At 38.8% G+C, this 19279-nt stretch carries 19 protein-coding genes and 1 pseudogene; 4 read left to right on the top strand and 16 right to left on the bottom strand.

Annotated elements, in window-relative coordinates:
• Positions 1-11: 11 nt before the first annotated feature.
• The 4 genes and pseudogenes from SK637_RS04735 to SK637_RS04720 all read right to left on the bottom strand — a co-directional run bounded on the left by SK637_RS04735 (position 12) and on the right by SK637_RS04720 (position 3238).
• Positions 12-551, bottom strand: a pseudogene (locus tag SK637_RS04735) (ClbS/DfsB family four-helix bundle protein).
• 57 nt (positions 552-608) lie between these two features.
• Positions 609-1103 (bottom strand): YkgJ family cysteine cluster protein, encoded by a 495-nt coding sequence (locus SK637_RS04730; RefSeq protein ID WP_033688769.1) that lies wholly within the window; start codon positions 1101-1103, stop codon positions 609-611.
• Between the two features lie 132 nt (positions 1104-1235).
• Entirely contained in the window at positions 1236-2969 is a 1734-nt protein-coding gene (gene ptsP, locus SK637_RS04725) for a phosphoenolpyruvate--protein phosphotransferase (protein ID WP_033688768.1), read from the bottom strand.
• A gap of 5 nt (positions 2970-2974) precedes the next feature.
• Positions 2975-3238, bottom strand: a complete 264-nt coding sequence (locus SK637_RS04720; protein ID WP_000146947.1) for a phosphocarrier protein HPr — start codon at positions 3236-3238, stop codon at positions 2975-2977.
• A gap of 350 nt (positions 3239-3588) precedes the next feature.
• Here SK637_RS04720 and nrdH point away from each other — a divergent pair, with 350 nt between their 5' ends.
• The 4 genes from nrdH to SK637_RS04700 all read left to right on the top strand — a co-directional run bounded on the left by nrdH (position 3589) and on the right by SK637_RS04700 (position 8115).
• Entirely contained in the window at positions 3589-3807 is a 219-nt protein-coding gene (gene nrdH / locus SK637_RS04715) for a glutaredoxin-like protein NrdH (protein ID WP_000259240.1), read from the top strand.
• Positions 3808-3887: 80 nt separating this feature from the next.
• On the top strand, positions 3888-6047 hold the full coding sequence (nrdE, locus tag SK637_RS04710; protein ID WP_033688767.1) for a class 1b ribonucleoside-diphosphate reductase subunit alpha: 2160 nt from the start codon (positions 3888-3890) through the stop codon (positions 6045-6047).
• Between the two features lie 194 nt (positions 6048-6241).
• Positions 6242-7204 (top strand): class 1b ribonucleoside-diphosphate reductase subunit beta, encoded by a 963-nt coding sequence (nrdF, locus tag SK637_RS04705; protein ID WP_000451364.1) that lies wholly within the window; start codon positions 6242-6244, stop codon positions 7202-7204.
• A 143-nt stretch (positions 7205-7347) separates the two neighbouring features.
• Positions 7348-8115: a DeoR/GlpR family DNA-binding transcription regulator gene (locus tag SK637_RS04700; RefSeq protein WP_033688766.1), complete on the top strand. Its 768-nt coding sequence runs from the start codon at positions 7348-7350 to the stop codon at positions 8113-8115.
• Positions 8116-8219: 104 nt separating this feature from the next.
• Here SK637_RS04700 and SK637_RS04695 read toward each other — a convergent pair whose 3' ends face one another.
• The 12 genes from SK637_RS04695 to SK637_RS04640 form a co-directional block, all read right to left on the bottom strand.
• Positions 8220-8477 (bottom strand): DUF3884 family protein, encoded by a 258-nt coding sequence (locus SK637_RS04695; protein WP_000471578.1) that lies wholly within the window; start codon positions 8475-8477, stop codon positions 8220-8222.
• A gap of 42 nt (positions 8478-8519) precedes the next feature.
• Positions 8520-9926 carry a 6-phospho-beta-galactosidase gene (gene lacG / locus SK637_RS04690; RefSeq protein ID WP_033688765.1) on the bottom strand — a complete coding sequence of 469 codons (1407 nt, stop codon included), beginning with the start codon at positions 9924-9926 and terminating at the stop codon, positions 8520-8522.
• A gap of 214 nt (positions 9927-10140) precedes the next feature.
• Positions 10141-11832, bottom strand: a complete 1692-nt coding sequence (locus tag SK637_RS04685) for a lactose-specific PTS transporter subunit EIIC (protein WP_033688764.1) — start codon at positions 11830-11832, stop codon at positions 10141-10143.
• Positions 11832-12149 carry a PTS lactose/cellobiose transporter subunit IIA gene (locus SK637_RS04680; protein ID WP_001078323.1) on the bottom strand — a complete coding sequence of 106 codons (318 nt, stop codon included), beginning with the start codon at positions 12147-12149 and terminating at the stop codon, positions 11832-11834. Before SK637_RS04680 ends, SK637_RS04685 begins: the two co-directional genes overlap by 1 nt.
• A gap of 35 nt (positions 12150-12184) precedes the next feature.
• Positions 12185-13021 (bottom strand): PRD domain-containing protein, encoded by an 837-nt coding sequence (locus SK637_RS04675; RefSeq protein WP_033688763.1) that lies wholly within the window; start codon positions 13019-13021, stop codon positions 12185-12187.
• A gap of 233 nt (positions 13022-13254) precedes the next feature.
• Complete coding sequence (lacD, locus tag SK637_RS04670) at positions 13255-14235, bottom strand: tagatose-bisphosphate aldolase (protein ID WP_033688762.1); 981 nt, start codon at positions 14233-14235, stop codon at positions 13255-13257.
• A 1-nt stretch (position 14236) separates the two neighbouring features.
• Positions 14237-15166 (bottom strand): tagatose-6-phosphate kinase, encoded by a 930-nt coding sequence (locus SK637_RS04665; protein WP_033688761.1) that lies wholly within the window; start codon positions 15164-15166, stop codon positions 14237-14239.
• A gap of 10 nt (positions 15167-15176) precedes the next feature.
• Positions 15177-15692, bottom strand: a complete 516-nt coding sequence (gene lacB, locus SK637_RS04660; protein ID WP_001216917.1) for a galactose-6-phosphate isomerase subunit LacB — start codon at positions 15690-15692, stop codon at positions 15177-15179.
• Positions 15693-15722: 30 nt separating this feature from the next.
• Entirely contained in the window at positions 15723-16148 is a 426-nt protein-coding gene (gene lacA / locus SK637_RS04655; RefSeq protein ID WP_001018896.1) for a galactose-6-phosphate isomerase subunit LacA, read from the bottom strand.
• 286 nt (positions 16149-16434) lie between these two features.
• A complete protein-coding gene (locus SK637_RS04650; protein WP_080710493.1) occupies positions 16435-17331 on the bottom strand; it encodes an aldose 1-epimerase family protein in 897 nt (298 codons plus the stop codon).
• A 99-nt stretch (positions 17332-17430) separates the two neighbouring features.
• Positions 17431-18906, bottom strand: a complete 1476-nt coding sequence (locus SK637_RS04645) for a PTS galactitol transporter subunit IIC (protein WP_033688760.1) — start codon at positions 18904-18906, stop codon at positions 17431-17433.
• Between the two features lie 47 nt (positions 18907-18953).
• Positions 18954-19259: a PTS sugar transporter subunit IIB gene (locus tag SK637_RS04640; protein ID WP_000590549.1), complete on the bottom strand. Its 306-nt coding sequence runs from the start codon at positions 19257-19259 to the stop codon at positions 18954-18956.
• Positions 19260-19279: the final 20 nt, after the last annotated feature.

Raw genomic sequence — 19279 nt, 5'->3', positions numbered from 1 at the left:
AAATAGTCCATCTATCCTTTACAATTCTTCCGATGAGCTTTGAGTTTTTTCAGAGCCCAATCATAGTGACTGGAGGTGCTACTAACAAAGTAGGAACCTAGACTTGTTCCTCCCGTCCACTTATAGACACCTTTGGTAAAGAGTTCGTCATTGCTAAAAACTTCTATCAACTCTAAAACCTTCCTATGTGATTGTTCTTGGAGTCTAGTCGCTTCTTCTAAGGAGGTTTTCTGGTGCTTCTTCCAAAAAGCGACATTCATTTCCCCATAAGTTTTCCAATTATAAGGTTCAGAGAGAAAAGGTCTTTCGTGACCTTTTTGATTAGAATGTACCCAAGTCAAAAGTAACTGCTGCCATTCATAAAGATGGATCAAGACATCCCGTAGATTTTCATCCCTTTTCTAGTGAGCTTCTTTTTTCTTTGGGTCTCTTGAAAAATCAAATGGAGTCTGTAGCTCATCTTCACTTAGTTGGGAGATGAAACGATTGAGCTTTTCATAGTTTTCCTTAGAGGCCAGCATTAGCTCCTCTTTTGTTTTCGGTCTAGGCACAGGAGTACTCCCTTCATATTACTACTTATTATTAGAGATTTTTTATCCTTTAAATCTCTACAACTTATCCTTTAATTTCTCAACAAAGAGGTAGGCTGCCGGACAGGTCAAAGTATTCTTAATCGTCAAATGGTTGATTTGATGGATCTTTTTGCGGTCTGTATGAGGAAATTCTCGGCAGGCCTTGGGACGAACTTCATAGATGGAACAAAGATTATCTCCTCCTAAAAAGGGACAGGGCATGGATTTAAAAACCTTATCACCATCTTCATCTACCTGCAGAAACTCCGCTTCAAAGGCCGGCAATTTCATTTTGAAATACTTGGCGATTCGTGTAATATCCGCTTCTTTAAAGTCAGGCCCCAATGTCTTGCAACAGTTGGCACAGGCGGTACAATCAATCTCCGTAAAGACTTCTTGGTGAATCTGCTGGGCTATCTTATCTAGATTTTTTGGTGGCTTTTTCTTTAAATTGGCTAAAACTTTTCGATGCTCCTTCTGCTTTTGTAAGGCTAGCTGGTGGTAGTACTCAATATCAATTTCTTTAGACATGATTTCTCTCTTATTCTATTTGTTTCCCCTATTATACCATGCCTCTGAACCATTGAAAAGTGGAGTTTATTAGACTATACTTTCCCAAAATGCGTCAAAAAACCTTGCAACTAGGTTACAAGGTTAATCACATTAATCGAAGTTAACGTATTCTTTTTGAAGTTCAAGAACTTCTTCCATTGTTGAACACTCTGTAAGGGCACGGTTAGCGTACTCTTCCATCTTAGCAGTATCCAATTTCTTCATCAAGCTACGTGTACGAAGTACAGATGTTGCTGACATAGAGAATTCATCCAAGCCCATTCCGACAAGAAGTGGAACAGCTTTTTGGTCACCAGCCATCTCACCACACATACCAGCCCATTTACCTTCAGCGTGAGCTGACTTGATAACGTTGTTGATCAAGCGAAGGATTGATGGGTTATATGGTTGGTAAAGGTATGAAACTTGCTCGTTCATACGGTCTGCCGCCATTGAGTATTGGATCAAGTCGTTTGTACCAATTGACATGAAGTCTACTTCTTTTGCAAATTGGTCTGCAAGCATCGCTGCTGCAGGGATTTCAATCATGATACCAACTTGGATGTCATCCGCAACTGCAACACCTTCAGCAAGAAGGTTTGCTTTTTCTTCTTCATAAACTGCTTTAGCTGCACGGAATTCTTTCAAAAGGGCAACCATTGGGAACATGATACGCAATTGACCATGAACAGAAGCACGAAGAAGGGCACGGATTTGTGTACGGAACATTGCATCTCCAGTTTCAGAAATAGAGATACGAAGGGCACGGAATCCAAGGAATGGATTCATTTCATGTGGCATATCGAAGTAAGGAAGTTCCTTATCTCCACCAATATCCATTGTACGAACAACGACTGGTTTACCATTCATTCCCTCAAGAACAGCCTTGTATGCTTCATACTGTTCGTCTTCAGTTGGGAAGTCTTGAGAATCCATGTACAAGAATTCTGTACGGTAAAGTCCAACAGCTTCTGCACCGTTGTTGTTAACACCTTCAACGTCTTTTGGAGTACCGATGTTAGCAGCCAACTCGAAGTGTTTACCGTCAGCAGTCACTGTTTGAGCATCCTTCAAAAGTGCCCATTCAGCTTTTTGTTTAGCATAAGCTTCACCAGCTGCTTTAAATTCTGCCGCTTGTTCATCTGTTGGGTTGATAATCACTTCACCAGTAATTCCGTTAACGGCAAGGATATCACCGTCTTTAACCACTTCAGTGATGTTATTTGTTCCCAATACAGCTGCAATTTCAAGTGTACGTGCCATGATAGCTGAGTGGCTTGTACGTCCACCGATATTTGTTACAAAAGCTTTTACAAAGTTTTTGTCCAATTGAGCTGTATCAGATGGTGTCAAGTCATGCGCAATGACGATTACTTCTTCATTGATAGAAGCTGGGTTTGGCAATTTTTTACCAAGAAGGTTTGCCAATACACGTTTTGTCACGTCGCGGATATCCGCTGCACGTTCTTGCATATATGGGTTGTCTTCCATGCCTTCAAAGATAGTAATGAACATGTCAGTCACTTCTTTAAGACCTGCTTCAGCATTGACTTTCTTAGCACGGATTGTTTCTTTAATCTGACCAATCAATTCTGGGTCAGCAAGAACCATCAAATGAGCGTCAAAAACTTGAGCTGCTTCTTCACCAAGCGTACCTACAGCTTTCTCACGGATAAGAGAAAGCTCGTTTTGAGAAGCTTCAAGAGCTACATCCAAACGAGCCTCTTCTGCGTTTGTATCTTCGACTGAAACAGTCTCGAATGACAAATCCGGTTGAACGAGTAGATATGCTTTTGCAACTGCAACACCGTCAGATGCTGCGATTCCTTTAAGCATTTCTGTCATTGTCCTTATGCCAATCCTTCTTTTTCCATTGTTTCTGAGATTGCAGCGATAGCGTCATCTGCATCTGCACCTTCAGCTGAGATAGTTACGTCAGCACCTTGGCCAACACCAAGACTCATAACACCCATGATTGATTTAAGGTTAACTGATTTACCTTTGTACTCAAGAGTGATATCTGAAGCAAATTTGCTAGCAGTTTGTACCAACAATGTTGCTGGACGTGCGTGAATACCTGTTTCTGCCACTACGTGGAAATCTTTAGAAGCCATAGTTTGACTCTCCTTTTGTTCTTTCTTTTTTGAGTTATATGTGATAACCCTTACAATTTTGTATTATATCATCTTCTAGGATTTTTTTCAAGCATTTTATGGGATTTATTCGATTTCCTTTCAGATAACTTGCTGAAAATCTTCTATTCTAGATAACAAAACACAGGATATAGTTTTTCAAAAAATAACTTATAGGATAATTATCACTATTTCACAAAACAAACACTACATATTGTGTTTTGTGAGCTTGAGCAGAAAAATAGACCACTATATTTAGTTTTAAATCATTGACAAAAATTTATTTTCTGATATACTAAGAAAGTAATCTATTTTGAAAGAGGAGTTACACAATGGTAACCGTTTATTCTAAAAACAACTGTGTCCAATGTAAGATGACAAAGCGTTTCTTGGACAGTAATAATGTCGCTTATCGTGAAATCAATCTTGATGAGCAACCTGAGTACATCGATCAAGTTAAAGAGCTCGGTTTCAGCGCAGCTCCTGTTATCCAAACACCAACTGAAGTCTTTTCAGGTTTCCAACCAGGAAAACTGAAACAATTAGCATAATCTTAGTACATCATCCAGAAGAAACTGCTTCTAGGGCTAACTTAGAAGCCTTTCTTTTGTAATTAGATAAGGGAAATTTTATGGGATTAAAACATCTTGAGGACGTGACTTATTTCCGTCTCAATAACGAAATCAACCGTCCTGTCAATGGACAAATCATGCTTCATAAAGATAAGGAAGCCTTGGATGCCTTCTTTAAAGAAAATGTAGTTCCAAATACTATGGTTTTTGATTCAATCAAAGATAAAATCGACTACCTGATTGAACACAACTACATCGAAACAGCCTTTATCAAGAAATACCGTCCAGAATTTTTGGAAGAATTGGCTCAATTTATCAAAGAACAAAACTTCCAATTCAAGTCTTTCATGGCTGCCTATAAGTTTTACAATCAATATGCCTTGAAGACAAACGACGGTGAATATTATCTTGAAAGTATGGAAGACCGCGTCTTCTTTAACGCCCTTTATTTCGCTGATGGCAATGAAGCTGTTGCAATCGATATTGCCAATGAAATCATCCACCAACGCTACCAACCTGCTACTCCTTCCTTCTTGAATGCTGGACGTGCTCGCCGTGGGGAGTTAGTATCTTGCTTCCTAATCCAAGTAACTGATGATATGAACTCTATCGGACGTTCTATCAACTCAGCTCTTCAACTTTCACGTATTGGTGGTGGTGTGGGAATTACTCTCAGCAACCTTCGTGAAGCTGGTGCTCCTATTAAAGGATATGAAGGAGCCGCTTCTGGTGTCGTTCCTGTTATGAAGCTTTTCGAAGATAGCTTCTCTTACTCTAACCAATTGGGGCAACGTCAAGGCGCTGGTGTTGTCTACCTCAACGTCTTTCACCCAGATATCATCGCCTTTCTTTCAACTAAAAAAGAAAACGCCGATGAAAAAGTTCGTGTTAAGACCCTTTCGCTCGGTGTTGTTGTCCCCAATAAATTCTACGAATTAGCGCGTAAAAATGAAGAAATGTACCTCTTCAGCCCTTATTCTGTCGAAAAAGAGTATGGTGTACCTTTTAACTACATCGACATTACTGAAAAATACGATGAACTAGTCGCAAATCCAAATATCCGCAAGACAAAAATCAAGGCGCGTGATTTGGAAACTGAAATCTCTAAATTGCAACAAGAGTCTGGTTACCCTTATGTAGTCAATATTGATACGGCTAACCGTGCAAATCCTGTTGATGGAAAAATCATCATGAGTAACTTGTGTTCTGAGATTCTTCAAGTTCAAGAACCAAGCTTGATCAACGATGCTCAAGAATTCCTTCAAATGGGAACAGACGTTTCATGTAACCTTGGTTCAACAAACGTGGTCAACATGATGACCTCACCTGACTTTGGTCGTTCTATCCGCGCTATGGTTCGTGCTTTGACATTCGTTACTGATAGTTCACACATCGTAGCTGTACCTACTATCGACCACGGAAATAGCCAAGCTCATACCTTTGGTCTTGGTGCCATGGGACTTCACAGCTACCTTGCCCAACAATTGATTGAATATGGATCTCCTGAATCGGTTGAATTTACAAGCATCTACTTTATGCTTATGAACTACTGGACTCTCGTGGAATCAAACAATATCGCACGGGAACGTGGTATTACCTTCCATAACTTTGAAAAATCAGACTATGCTAAGGGAAGCTACTTTGACAAGTATATTACAGGCGAGTTTGTTCCAAAATCAGACCGTGTTAAAGAACTTTTCAAAGATGTCTTTATCCCAAGTGCTGCTGACTGGGCTGAACTTCGCGACAAGGTTCAAGCAGATGGTCTTTACCACCAAAACCGCCTTGCTGTAGCTCCAAATGGTTCTATCAGCTACATCAACGACGTTTCTGCTTCTATCCACCCGATTACGCAACGTATCGAAGAACGCCAAGAGAAGAAAATCGGTAAAATCTACTACCCTGCTGCTGGCTTGTCAACAGAAACCATTCCTTACTACACTTCTGCTTACGACATGGATATGCGTAAAGTGATTGATGTTTACGCTGCTGCAACAGAGCACGTGGATCAAGGACTTTCACTCACTCTCTTCATGCGTAGTGACATTCCAAAAGGTCTTTACGAATGGAAAAAAGAAAACAAACAAACGACACGTGACTTGTCTATCCTTCGTAACTATGCCTTTAACAAGGGTATAAAGTCTATCTACTACGTCCGTACCTTTACAGATGACGGTGGAGAAGTTGGTGCTAACCAATGTGAAAGCTGTGTGATTTAATCTTTGCTTGAGAAAACTACATTTTCTCAAATTAGTGATTCATTCACCCTGCTAAACTAAACAGGAATAAGCATATATACTATGAAATAACAAAAAGTCGGGCTTCCGACTTTTTGTGCGATACTCCTCTAGAATTATGATAAAATAGAAGTAATTGTGAGTTCGCAATACTAAACACAGAAAGAGATTTCAAAATGGAAACTTACTACAAAGCCATTAACTGGAATGCCATCGAAGATGTCATCGACAAATCAACTTGGGAAAAGCTGACGGAGCAATTCTGGCTTGATACACGTATTCCCTTATCAAATGACTTGGATGACTGGAGAAAGTTATCAAACAAGGAAAAAGACCTGGTCGGTAAAGTCTTTGGTGGATTAACTCTCTTGGATACCATGCAATCTGAAACTGGGGTTCAAGCCCTTCGCGCAGACATCCGTACACCACATGAGGAAGCTGTTTTCAATAACATCCAATTTATGGAATCTGTCCACGCTAAATCATACTCATCAATCTTTTCTACCTTGAATACTAAGGCTGAGATTGAAGAAATTTTCGAATGGACTAACACCAATCCTTACCTACAAAAAAAGGCTGAGATTGTCAACGAAATCTACCTAAACGGTAGCCCACTTGAAAAGAAAGTTGCCAGCGTCTTTCTTGAAACCTTCCTCTTCTACTCTGGTTTCTTCACTCCCCTCTACTATCTTGGTAACAACAAACTAGCCAATGTTGCGGAAATTATCAAATTAATTATTCGTGATGAGTCTGTTCACGGAACCTACATTGGTTACAAATTCCAACTTGGTTTCAATGAATTACCTGAAGAAGAGCAAGAAAAACTCAAAGAATGGATGTACGATCTGCTATACACTCTCTACGAGAATGAAGAAGGTTATACAGAGAGCCTCTATGACGGTGTTGGTTGGACTGAAGAAGTCAAAACCTTCCTTCGCTACAATGCTAACAAGGCACTCATGAACCTGGGACAAGATCCACTCTTCCCAGATTCAGCTGATGATGTCAACCCAATCGTTATGAACGGTATTTCAACAGGAACTTCTAACCACGACTTCTTCTCTCAAGTCGGAAATGGTTACCTCCTTGGTGAAGTTGAAGCCATGCAAGACGATGATTACAACTACGGTTTAGACTAATGTTATCTATTTTATAAGCAATAACAAATATCATGGTTTGTTTAAAACAACCATGATATTTTTGTTTTTGTTTTCTTTTGTTTTTTAAATTGATTGATTGAATACTTTATGATAAAATAGTAATAGAAATAGAGGTGATAACGATGTTAAAGCAGGAAAAACTAGATAATATTCTAGAAACGGTAAATACAAAAGGAACTATTACTGTAAAAGAAATCATGACTCGCTTGGATGTGTCAGATATGACTGCTAGACGCTACTTGCAAGAGTTAGCAGACAAGGATTTACTTGTTCGGGTGCACGGGGGAGCTGAGAAAATTCGCACAGGTTCTATTTTAAACAATGAACGTTCCAATATTGAAAAACAAAGCTTACAGATTGCAGAAAAACAAGAAATCAGCCGTTTTGCAGGCCATTTAATTGATGAGGGTGAAACCATTTTTATTGGTCCAGGGACAACCTTGGAATCTTTTGCCCGTGAACTTCCAATTGATAATATTCGTGTTGTAACAAACAGTTTACCAGTCTTTCTCATCTTAAACGAACGAAAACTAACAGATTTGATTTTAATAGGTGGAAACTATCGCTCTATCACTGGAGCCTTTGTCGGAACACTAACCTTGCAAAACTTGGGCAATTTACAATTTTCTAAAGCTTTCGTTAGCTGTAATGGCATTCAGGACAATGCGATTGCGACCTTTAGTGAAGAGGAAGGTGAATCTCAACGTATCGCCCTCAATAATTCCAATAAAAAATACTTACTAGCTGACAATAGTAAGTTCAATAAATTTGATTTTTATACCTTCTACAATATCTCTGATATTGACACCATCGTTTCAGACTCTAAACTGAGCAAAGAGACCTTCGAACAACTTTCAAAACAAACAAAAATTATTCTTTCTAAACCATAAAACTGAGGATTGATAAAATATAAAATGCGTCATATCAAGAAAATAAGAATCTTGATATGACGCATTTTCTGATGAAGATTGTTACAAAGAGTTTCCTAGATTCTTTATGATTGTTGAAACGGCATAAAATCTGAATCAAAGGAGATATTATCCCGTTCTTCAGGACTGATAAAATTTAAAAAGATATTTTTAAATTCTTCCAGCTCATAGTCTGAATGGCAAATCCATTCTTTACCGGTAGAGACATACCATTTCCCAAGTTTTTTCAGCTCCTCATTAGTCAAACAAGGTATTTGAGAACATTTATCAAAATTGATAATATAAACTTTTTCATAAATTGATTGGATAAAATCTTTAAACATCTTTATGCCTCACTAAAATTCTATATCTAATTACTAATTCTACTACTCAATCACTTGAGTTTCTGATACTTTCTTATACCAGTGAGCTGATTTCTTAGGATAACGTTCTTGAGTTTCAAAGTCTACATAGAAGAGACCGTAACGTTTTTCATAACCGTTTGACCATGAGAAGACATCCATCAATGACCAAATAAAGTAACCTTTTACATTAGCTCCATCTGCAATAGCATCAGATAATACTTCCAAGTGTTGTTTCACATAATCAATTCTTCCATCATCGTAAACAGTGTTATCAACGAACTCATCTTTATATCCAAGACCATTTTCAGTGATGTAAATCTTCTTGTAGTTCGGATAATCTTTCTTCACGCGCATGATTTGGTCATACAAACCTTGAGGGTAGATAATCCAATCCCAATCCGTACGTGGTACATAGTCAGGAGCTACACGACGACCAACACCTTTAATTTGGTATTTAGAGCTTCCTTTTTCACCTTTACCATTATGGATGATTTCTGTTTCTCCATCAAATGCTTCCATCCAGTCACTCATATAGTAATTAATTCCAAGGAAGTCATTCAAGTCTTTTGCGGCTTCTAATACTTCGAAATCTTCTTCACGAAGATCTAAGCTACCACCATTGGCAGCCAAGATAGCCTCTACCCCTGCCAGAGTCTTTTCAGAGTAGTGACCCAGATAAGTTGCATCCAAGATAAATTTGTTATGGATAATGTCCTCCAACTCTGCCGCAATAACATCTGCAGGATTTTCAGGATCTAAAGGATACTTGGTTGGCAGAGCGTGAACAACACCAATTTCACCTTTATATCCTTTATCTTTATATAGTTTTACAGCGCGTGCATGAGACACCATCATATTGTGGTGCGATTGGAAAACTTTAGCAAGGTCGTACTGAATACCTGGAGGGAATTTACCAACCAAGTATTGACCATCACCTATTGGCCCAATTTCATTAAAGGTTGTCCAATAGTTTACTTCTGGGAATTCTTCAAAACAGAAAGCCGCGTAGTCTACAAAGTGTTCAATGTTTTCACGGTTTAAGAAGTCTCCATTTGAGTGGAGAGCTTCTGGCGTATCAAAGTGATGAAGAGTTACAAAGGGCTCAACATGACGTTTGTGGCACTCTGCAAATAGATTATGATAAAACTCGACACCTTTCTGATTTACTTGACCGTAACCGGTTGGGAAAATACGTGACCAAGCAATAGAAATTCGAATACCATTGACACCATACTCTTCTGCTAGTTTGAGGTCAACTGGATATCGATTGTAAAAATCACTGGCTGGTTCTGCAGTGTACCAGTAGTTATCTTCAAGATATTTATCCCAAGCAACTGGTCCTTTTCCATCAGTATGTGTAGCACCTTCTGCTTGATAAGCAGCTGTAGCGCCACCGAAAATAAAGTCTTTTGGTAATGTTTTTGTCATTTTTTTCACCTATTTCTTAATTTAAATAAAGTAAAAGTGAGAGGAGAGGAGTCAGTGAGCCATCCTTCTCCATCTCACTTCTTGTACCAAGTCACCGAATTGTGACATGAGGAGGTAAAAACAATATCTTTTTACCGACGAATTAACAAGGCGATTAGGAAATTCGCCATAGCGATTTCCGTAACGATAGGAGACTGTTTTATAGTCCCTATCGTTAATCGAATTGAGCTTGTACAAATGCAAGAGCACCTTTTCCATCACGAGTTAATTTGATGTATTGAGCGCCTTCTGTCTTGGCAAGTTTAATACCGAGTTTATCTGTTTCTGCTTTCATATCTTCAAAGTTTGAAGCAACTTGAGGGGCAAGGATAACAAGATCAAACTCTGGCAACATTTCACGGTGAGCACCATAGCCACCTGCTGCTGCTTTCACAGGAACATTGTATTCTGCAGCTGCCTTGTTCAAAGCATTTGCAAGGAGACCACTTGTACCTCCACCAGCACAGAGAACGAGGACATTTGTTTCTTCAGCGATTTTATTTTGTGCTGCTTCTACACCCGCTTTTTCAAGAATAGCATCCGCTTTTGCAGTGTTGAAGTTTGCAGCAACTTTGTCTTTCAATTCATCATTAGATTTACCTGAACGCTCTTCTTCAAGAATTTGTTCATCATAAACTTTAAGGAATGGATAGTAAATGACAACGTCAACCACAATTAGAAGGGCAGCAAGAGCGAATGATAAGAACTGGAAGTTTGTTCCAAGGACAATCCCCAAAGGTCCAGGAGTAACCCATGGAAGGTTGGCAGTAAATGAGTTCATGCCAAGTGTTTCGATAAAGAACTTAAAGATCCATACGTTTGCAATTGGAGCAAAGATAAATGGAATGAAGAAGATTGGGTTCAAAACAAGCGGTGCACCAAACAAGATTGGTTCATTTACACCAAAGAAAGTTGGAACTACTGAAGCACGTCCGATTGCACGGTTACGTTTTGATTTTGTTAACCACATGAACATGAATGGAACAACCAGTGTCGCACCAGTACCACCCATGGTAACGATAAACATTTGTGTACCAGAAGTAAGAATCTTGTCAGCGTGCATACCTTGTTGGAGAAGGTTCAAGTTGACTTCGGCATTGGCATAGGTAATAGCTGCGATAGCTGGTTCAACGATAGATGGACCATGGATACCAACAAACCAGAAGAAGGCAAAGGCACCAAAGATAATGGTAATACCTAGGTAACCATCAGCTGCAGAGAATAATGGAGCAAAGAATTTACCGATTGATTCTGCCACACTTGCACCAACAAAATGACGAGCTAGTAAATCAAGAGCATAAAGAGAAACCACTGATAGAGTGAATGGAATCACATCTTTAAATACTTGTGAGATATTTGGTGGAACTTCGTCAGGCATGCGAATAGTGACATTGTTCTTAACACAAACCTTATAGATTGCTACAGTCACAAAGGCTGCTAGGAAGGCTGAAAGCAAACCTTTTGTTCCTAGGAATCCTGTTGCAAAGCCACCTTCAATTGGATCAGCTGCCAACATCAATAATCCAACAATAGCAGCTAATAGAGTTGACATATAGTTGATTTGGTTGGTTTTTTCCATGCTACGGTTAACAGAGTCTGTTAATGATTTAGCAGTCGTACCAGCTAGCAAAAGTGCGAGAATACCCATTGAATAGCTATAAGGTTTCATCAATAGAGCCACTACTTCATCAGACCATTGGAAGCCCCATGAGTTTGGTACAAAGGCGATTAAGATAAAGATACTTGAGAAGAGAATAACAGGCATACCTGCAATGAAACCATCACGAATAGCACGAAGATAGATATTACGAGATAATTTCTCAAAGAAAGGTTTTCCTTTCTCAATAAATGCAATTAGTTTGTTCATTATTTAACTCCTCTCTTGTACAGTTCAATTAAATGGTGCATCAAATCTTTTAACAAAATAGTTGTCATCAAGTGATCTTGACCGTGCATCATGGTTACACTATAAGCCAAATCCTCGCCAGCTGCTTCCTTAGTCAATAGACTTGTTTGGGCATGGTGTGCCTCTGCGATACAGCTACCAGCTTCCTCGACTAAGCTATCTGCTTTCGCAAAATCACCAGCTTCAGCAGCCTTCAAGGCTTCCAATAGTTTTGAACGAGCGTCGCCAGCATAGGCTACGATTTCAAAACCTAACAATGTTACTTCTTCTCTATTCATGATAGAATTCTCCTTATATAGTTTTAAATAAATTTTTATGACAATAAACGTTGGATATGTAGAACTAGATAAACTCGTTCACTTTTATACAAATCAAGACCCGTATGTTGCGTAATCACATCATAGATCTTGGAACCAATTTCGAACGCTTTTGGATAGGATTGTTTAATATGGTCTTCCATATCCAGAAGTGATTGGTTATCATCTCTAGATCTGTCTAAATAATCCAAGAAATAATTCAAATGAATCATAAAGCGATCATAGAAATGATTATTCTCTTTTGTACGTTGAATAGCGTAATCTTTTAAAACTTCTTCAACATTCCTGAGAATTTCTTTCCTCTTATCAATCGACTCCACAAGTTCCACTTCATTTTCACCTTCGGCATTAATGAAATGATAAGCAATCCGAATAATTTCGTCCTCAGGAAAATTATCTGTCAGTTTTTGACGATAAATTCCAAATGCTTCATTTGCGATTTGAAAAGCGACAGGATACTTAGCAGAAATATCTGGCAGATTACTATCCTTGTACCTTCCTTGTGCTAGAGCTTGATAAGAACAGTAAATATGATCTGTCAAGGTTACATAGAGATACTCTTGAATCGGATAGTGATATTTCTTTGATAGCTTATCAATGATTTCATAAGTCACTGTGATAAAATCAAGCGGAACATCTTTGAGAAGAGCCATAAAGTTTTCTCTGGACTCTTCGGTCTTCATCCGAAAGATTTTCTCAACCTGATTTTCAGCAATCAAATCTCCCTTCTTCTTTCCAAATGCAATCCCCTTACCAATTACAATCACCTCTTCTCCCTTATCATTTCTGACAAGCGAGACATTGTGATTCATTGGATTTAGAATTCGATACATGTCAACCTCCTTTTATATCTTAAAGGTATATGAGTACAAAAAATGACCACAAATGAACTAGAAAATCAGTCGATTCCTAATTCATCCGTGATCATGCCTAATATTACTTAGTAACACTCACCTTGTATTAACTTGTGATTTAAGTATAGCACAAGTAAGTTATTTTGTAAACCTTTACATACAACTTTTTTTAAAAATTTTTAGATTCATGTTCCTAATCTAGGAGGACTTGCTTACACGCGTTCTTTCCATGAAGTCGCTGTTGTTTGAAGAACTTTGTTGAGTTCGTCAATGTTTTCAAATCCAGTTGTGCGAAGCCATTCGCGAGCTGCTGCTTCACCATCTTTGATGTAAGCTTCAACTGATCCAGCCCAAGTTGCACGGCCACAAAGAACTCCATTGAAGTTTGCACCTGATTCATGAGCAAATACAAGAGTATCTTGGAAAAGTTTAGCTGATACACCAGCACTCAAGTAGATGTATGGCAAGTTAGTTGCTTCATCTTGTGCTTTGAAGAATGCTGCTGCTTCTTCACGTGTATAAACTACTTCACCTTCAGCGAAGCCTTCAACATATTTAATGTTAACAGGAACTTCTACTTTCAAGACATCAATGTTAAAGCGTGGGTCTGAGAAGACTTTCATAGCACCAATAACTTTGTGTGGTTTTACTTTAGCGTATTCTACAGAACCTGCGTCAGCAATTTTTTCATCGTAAGCAAGGATTTCAAGGAAGAATGGGATATCTTCAGCCACACACTCTGAACCGATGCGTTCGATATAAGCTTGTTTTTCTTGGTTGAGTTCGTCTGAGCTATCTACGTCATAGTAAAGCAAGAATTTAACTGCATCTGCACCTTCCTCTTTAATACGTTTTGCAGACCAAACATCCAAGCAGTCTGGCAAGCGTTTTGTGCTTGTTGTGTCATAACCTGTTTTTTCATAAGCAAGGAGAAGACCAGCTTTTTCATCAAGAGCTTTAGTTGCTGGAAGTCCATACTCAGGGTCAAGAAGCATAGATGAAGCGTATTTGGTCAATTCATCTGCTACCAAAACTTTAAGTTCTTCCATTTGAGCCACAGTTGGTTCTTCTGTTTGGTGTTGAGCCATGAGGCGCTTCAAAGCACCACGTTGGTCAAAAGCAAGAGCTGAGATGATACCTTTTTCATCAGAAAGTTTTTCTAAGCGTGCACGTTTTTGTTCTGTTAAAGCCATTTTATACCTCTTTTACTATTAATTGATCATATAGAGCTTGATAGTTGGCCATGTTGACATGACCAGTCATTTTTTCTTGAGCATTGAGCATACCAAGGACATTTGCCTTGATGAGTAATTCTGCATCCGATTCTTTATGAAGAAGTCCTGAAGAAATCCCTGCTACAGTAGAATCTCCAGATCCAACAGGATTTACTACCTGAATTCTAGGAATATCTACCTTGTAGAAAATATCACCATGTTTGGCAAAGGCACCGTTAGCACCAAGTGAAACGATAATCCATTCAATCCCTGCAAACAAAGGTTCTTGAAGGACCTCTTTTAATTCATCCAAATCCTCAGAAACTTCTCTACCTAGAAGCTGAGACAATTCCTCATTATTTGGTTTGATGACTGTTGGTTTATGTGGTGATTCAAGAACCGCCTGAAGTGCCGCACCTGAACAGTCCAAGACAACAGGCTTGCCAGCTTGATTAGCAAGTGCTACCAAGCTCGCATAGTAATCAACTGGAAGACCAGCTGGCAGACTACCTGAGATGGCTACTACTTCAACTGACTCCAGAAGATTTTTGAAATGTTCCAAAAAGTCTTGACCTTCTTGTTCCAAAACCTCTGGACCTTTTTCAAGAACTTCTGTTTGGTTGTCTCCGTGGAGAATAGCAATACAGTTCCGAGTTTCTCCCTGAATTGAGAAGAAACCTTTCTTTACTTGATCATCGATATGTTCAACCAAAAACTCACCAAGTTTGCCACCCACTAAACCAGTAGCAAGAACAGAATCTCCAAATTCTGAAAGTACGCGAGTAACATTGAGACCCTTACCACCAGCCGTTTTGGTTACATCCACCACACGATTGACAGTATCAATCTTCAACTCATCCAAAGGATAGGAAATATCAATGGATGGGTTCATTGTGACTGTTAAAATCATAGGTCACCTCTTAGTCGTGGTATTCTCCGCGATCCCATTTTTCAAGGAATTCTGTAAAGAAGTTTGCGTCAGCTTGATGAGCATTGTGACTTTCCACATGTTCAATTTTCGCAATCAATTTTTTGTTTTCTTCAGTTGGTTTGTATTCAGCATGGATGAAAGCTTCGATGATATCACACATGAGCAATTCACCAGTAATTTTACCACCAAAACCGATAACGTTGGCGTTCAATTGTTCTTTAGCATAAAGGGCTGTTGTCATATCACGAACCAAGGCAGAACGAACACCAGGAACTTTATTTACAGCGTTGTTGATACCAACACCAGTACCACAGATACATACTCCAAGATCAGCTTGACCGCTAGTTACAGCTTCCCCTACTTTTTTACCAAAGATTGGGTAGTGAGTACGTGTATGGTCATATGTACCGAAGTCAATAACTTCATATCCTTTTGATTTCAAAAATTCTGAAACCGCCATTTTTTCATCTGTTACGATGTGGTCACATCCAATTGCAATTCTCATTTTTAACTTACCTTTCTTACTGTAATCTAATTAGCACATTTTGTTCAACATGTCAACACGAATTTGGTGACGTCCACCATCGTATTTACCGTTAACAAATCCTTTAGCGATGTTTTTAGCCAATTCATCACCAACAAGTTGCGCACCCATAGTGATCATTCGTGAGTTGTTGTGACCACGAGTCATATAAGCTGAACGTTCGTCAGATACTTCTGCAGCAACCATTCCTTTGATTTTAGTTGCGACCATAAATGGACCAGCTCCATAAGCATCAATCACGATACCAAGGTTTTGTTCTTCTTTGTTTACTTCTGCAGCGACAGCAAGAGTCACATCAACAAAGTCTTGACCTTCAGCTGTAACATCCACAACGTGGAAGTTTTCTTTTTCCAAGAAGTCTTTCACAACTTCTTTCAATCTCAAACCTGCAGCATCTGCACCGATAACAATAGCCATATTGTTTCTCCTTTTTATTTTTTCTAGGCTAGTAAAACCTTTTATAGTTAGCAGTTTACCTACAAAAGACTTTCCAGCAGTTTATTGACAAATTGAATTGAATGAGATGAAGAACACCTTATTCAAGTTTAGGAAATCAGTTTCCTAAAAATAATCTTTCTTCGCGAAAGAGAATATAACAAACGATTATTTGTTTGTTACAAACATCATTTGTTGCTTACAAACATAATATACTCCTATTTCCTGAAAAAGTCAACAGTTAATGTTTGTTTTTGTGTTTTTTTAACTAAAAAATTTCGATATCAAAGCCAAGTTGATCCACTTGACCAGGTTCTAGAAGACGAACATTCTTCTTATCTTCTAGATGATCTCCTTCTTCAAGGGATGTTGACAAGCCAGACCATGGTTCAAAAGCAATGAAAGGCCCCTTATTCAAAGTTGACCAGATAATGAGGTTTGGAAACTCTTCAAAGTGCACTTTCAATCCCTTATCATGTTTGCGGGAACGAAGGGCAATTGTTCTAGATTGCAATTCATCTAAAGTAACTGCATCTGTACTGAAAAGATCATAATTAAGATCTAATTCTTTTTGACCCTCTAGCCATGGACTTCTATCTTGAAAATCCAACATACCTGTTTCTGGGAAAGGACGTGGAACAGAGCAAGTCTCTTCTTTCTCAAACTCTAGATAATAATCTTCATAGACTTCATCATCCAGTAGAGGACAATTAAATCCTGGATGTCCACCGATAAAGTAAGGCATGATCCTGCTAGTTTCTTTATTGACTATCTTGTATTGAGTCCGTACTGTCTTTCCAGTGAGGATATAAGTGATCTCTAAACGGAAATGATAGGGATAGTTTTGATAGCTATTATCATCGTCTTCAATTGCAAAAGTTACACTATTATCTGTCTGTTCAACTAATTCAAATTCTTTCTTACGAACCAAACCATGACGAGGAATGTTTCCTTTGATTTCTTGCCCCTTCTCATCTATATAAAATGCTGTATCTTCTCTCAATGAACCACAAATGGGGAAGAGAACAGGAGCTTGTCCACTCCAATAAGTGGCATCCCCTTGCCACAAATACTCAAGTCCCTCAGCATCTTTTATAGAAGAAAGAGCCCCGCCAAAACTGTTAAATTCAACTCTTAATTGTTCTGATTTTAATTCAATTACCATTATTTTCTCCGATTTCTTGATAATTTATACAAAACTAGGCTGTCACTCCTAAACGGTATGACAACCTAGTTTCAAGAATTTACATTTTATAGGAGTGCATTATTTTGCTTTTGCTGCGTACTCTTCGTTACGTTTGATCATTTGTTTTCTGTACCAAGCAAAGATACCGATATAGAATACAAGGAAGACTACAGCACCAAGGATTGCTTTGATATCACCTGTTGTAGTGTTACCAATTGTCCAACCAAGAAGTTTTTCGATTGGTCCTTCAAGAGTTGAGTGAGTAATCAATTGAGTTTGGCTTACACCTTCTGGGAAGGCACCTACACCTTTAGCAAGTTCTGTTGCAAATGGTGCGATAAGTGTACCTGAAAGAAGGAAGAGTGGCAACAAGAGTGTTCCGAAGATAATCATACGGAGCAATTTACCACGTGTTACAACCAAGAGAGCTGGAGTAACACCCATAGCGATAATACCTGCGAGTGGCAAGATACCATTTCCGACTTTTGAAAGAAGCACAGCTTCAACCAACATGATTGGTGCAAGTACGTTAGCACAAGCCCAGATTTCAGCACGACCAGCGATGAATGGCCAGTCAAGACCAATGTTAAACTTACGTCCTTCCAAACGTTTAGTAGCAACGTTTGTAATACCTTGTGAAAGTGGTTCTACGGCAGCGATGAACCAAGAACCGATTAGTGAGAAGAGTTCCAAAGCTACACCGGCTGTCAAACCAAGAGACAACCAACCTTTGATAACTTCTTGCCAGTCTGCAGCATCTTTAAGTCCTTCAACAGGATGTGGAGTACCCATCAAACCGATAACGATACCAAGGATGAAACCGATGAAGAATTTAGATCCCCAGAAACCGATTTTCTTGTTCAATTTAGCAGCATCAAAGTCATATTTATCAAGACCTGGGAAGAATTTTTCAAAAATCTTATCCAAAACCATGATAACTGGGTTCATCATGTAGTTCATGTGAGTTGAAGTCATTGGTGATGAACTTGGAGCGTTAAGCAAGTCATCAAATGTAGGTTTCATCAAGTCAGAGTTGATGATTTTAAGAACACCTACAAGGACAACTGCTGCAGTTGCAATGAAGAGAGAAACCCCTTGACTAACTCCATTGTTATCAGCATACCATTTAATCAAAAGACCTGTGATAGACAAGTGCCAGATATCGAAGATATCGACGTCAAGTGTATCAGTTTTCTTCATAGCAAGCATCACTACGTTGACAATCAACATGATAAGCAAGAAGTAAAGTGTCCAAGCAGATCCCCAAGTGATTGTAGCAAGTGGTGCCCAACCAACGTCAGTGATGTTCAATTGAATACCAGTATTTTCAACAAATTTTGCAAGTGATGCTGAAAAAGCACCATTTAGCATACCGATGATAGCACCGATACCAGTAAGAGCGATGGCAAGTTTAATACCACCTTCAAGCGCTTTGGAGAATTTCACTCCAAATAGTAGAGCCAATACTGTCAAAATGATCAGCATGATGATTGGTCCACCCATATCCAAGATAGGTTTGAACAGCTTATTGGCTAGTTCGATAATGACATCCATAATAGTTCCTCCCTTTTTATAGTTATATGAATGTTAACAAATTAAAATTAGCTTAATCCGTGTTCTTTGATAGCTGCTTCAATATTGTCAAATACTGGAGCACTCATAGCTGGGATACGGAATAAGATTGGTCCAGCTTCGATAACTGGAATACCTGGGTCAAAACCAAGGTCTGTCGCAGCAATTGGTGTAAAGATGTCATAACCTTTGATAAGGTCTTCGTTAACGTCTTTGACCATTACCGCATCACAGTGAACATCGTAACCACGGTTTGAAAGTTCTTCTTCAAGAGCACTTTTAATTTGGTGGCTTGAGTTAACACCTGCACCGCAGGCAGCTAGAATTTTAATCATATGGATTTCCTCCGATTTAA

It is taken from the genome of Streptococcus mitis (genome assembly GCF_000722765.2).
Taxonomy (GTDB): Bacteria; Bacillota; Bacilli; order Lactobacillales; family Streptococcaceae; genus Streptococcus; species Streptococcus mitis_AQ.
Note: the sequence above shows the minus strand (reverse complement) of the source record. Positions and strands in the feature narration are given on the sequence as shown.

What these genes read in the sequence shown, in the direction of transcription:
- SK637_RS04720 (WP_000146947.1), bottom strand. Translation starts at nt 3,238, where the DNA reads ATGGCTTCTAAAGATTTCCACGTAGTGGCAGAAACAGGTATTCACGCA.
- SK637_RS04685 (WP_033688764.1), bottom strand. Translation starts at nt 11,832, where the DNA reads ATGAACAAACTAATTGCATTTATTGAGAAAGGAAAACCTTTCTTTGAG.
- SK637_RS04675 (WP_033688763.1), bottom strand. Translation starts at nt 13,021, where the DNA reads ATGTATCGAATTCTAAATCCAATGAATCACAATGTCTCGCTTGTCAGA.
- lacD (WP_033688762.1), bottom strand. Translation starts at nt 14,235, where the DNA reads ATGGCTTTAACAGAACAAAAACGTGCACGCTTAGAAAAACTTTCTGAT.
- SK637_RS04645 (WP_033688760.1), bottom strand. Translation starts at nt 18,906, where the DNA reads ATGGATGTCATTATCGAACTAGCCAATAAGCTGTTCAAACCTATCTTG.
- nrdE (WP_033688767.1), top strand. Translation starts at nt 3,888, where the DNA reads ATGGGATTAAAACATCTTGAGGACGTGACTTATTTCCGTCTCAATAAC.
- SK637_RS04700 (WP_033688766.1), top strand. Translation starts at nt 7,348, where the DNA reads ATGTTAAAGCAGGAAAAACTAGATAATATTCTAGAAACGGTAAATACA.
- nrdH (WP_000259240.1), top strand. Translation starts at nt 3,589, where the DNA reads ATGGTAACCGTTTATTCTAAAAACAACTGTGTCCAATGTAAGATGACA.
- ptsP (WP_033688768.1), bottom strand. Translation starts at nt 2,969, where the DNA reads ATGACAGAAATGCTTAAAGGAATCGCAGCATCTGACGGTGTTGCAGTT.
- SK637_RS04680 (WP_001078323.1), bottom strand. Translation starts at nt 12,149, where the DNA reads ATGAATAGAGAAGAAGTAACATTGTTAGGTTTTGAAATCGTAGCCTAT.
- SK637_RS04695 (WP_000471578.1), bottom strand. Translation starts at nt 8,477, where the DNA reads ATGTTTAAAGATTTTATCCAATCAATTTATGAAAAAGTTTATATTATC.
- SK637_RS04650 (WP_080710493.1), bottom strand. Translation starts at nt 17,331, where the DNA reads ATGGTAATTGAATTAAAATCAGAACAATTAAGAGTTGAATTTAACAGT.
- lacA (WP_001018896.1), bottom strand. Translation starts at nt 16,148, where the DNA reads ATGGCTATTGTTATCGGTGCAGATGCTGCAGGTTTGAGATTGAAAGAA.
- nrdF (WP_000451364.1), top strand. Translation starts at nt 6,242, where the DNA reads ATGGAAACTTACTACAAAGCCATTAACTGGAATGCCATCGAAGATGTC.
- SK637_RS04665 (WP_033688761.1), bottom strand. Translation starts at nt 15,166, where the DNA reads ATGATTTTAACAGTCACAATGAACCCATCCATTGATATTTCCTATCCT.
- SK637_RS04730 (WP_033688769.1), bottom strand. Translation starts at nt 1,103, where the DNA reads ATGTCTAAAGAAATTGATATTGAGTACTACCACCAGCTAGCCTTACAA.
- SK637_RS04640 (WP_000590549.1), bottom strand. Translation starts at nt 19,259, where the DNA reads ATGATTAAAATTCTAGCTGCCTGCGGTGCAGGTGTTAACTCAAGCCAC.
- lacG (WP_033688765.1), bottom strand. Translation starts at nt 9,926, where the DNA reads ATGACAAAAACATTACCAAAAGACTTTATTTTCGGTGGCGCTACAGCT.
- lacB (WP_001216917.1), bottom strand. Translation starts at nt 15,692, where the DNA reads ATGAGAATTGCAATTGGATGTGACCACATCGTAACAGATGAAAAAATG.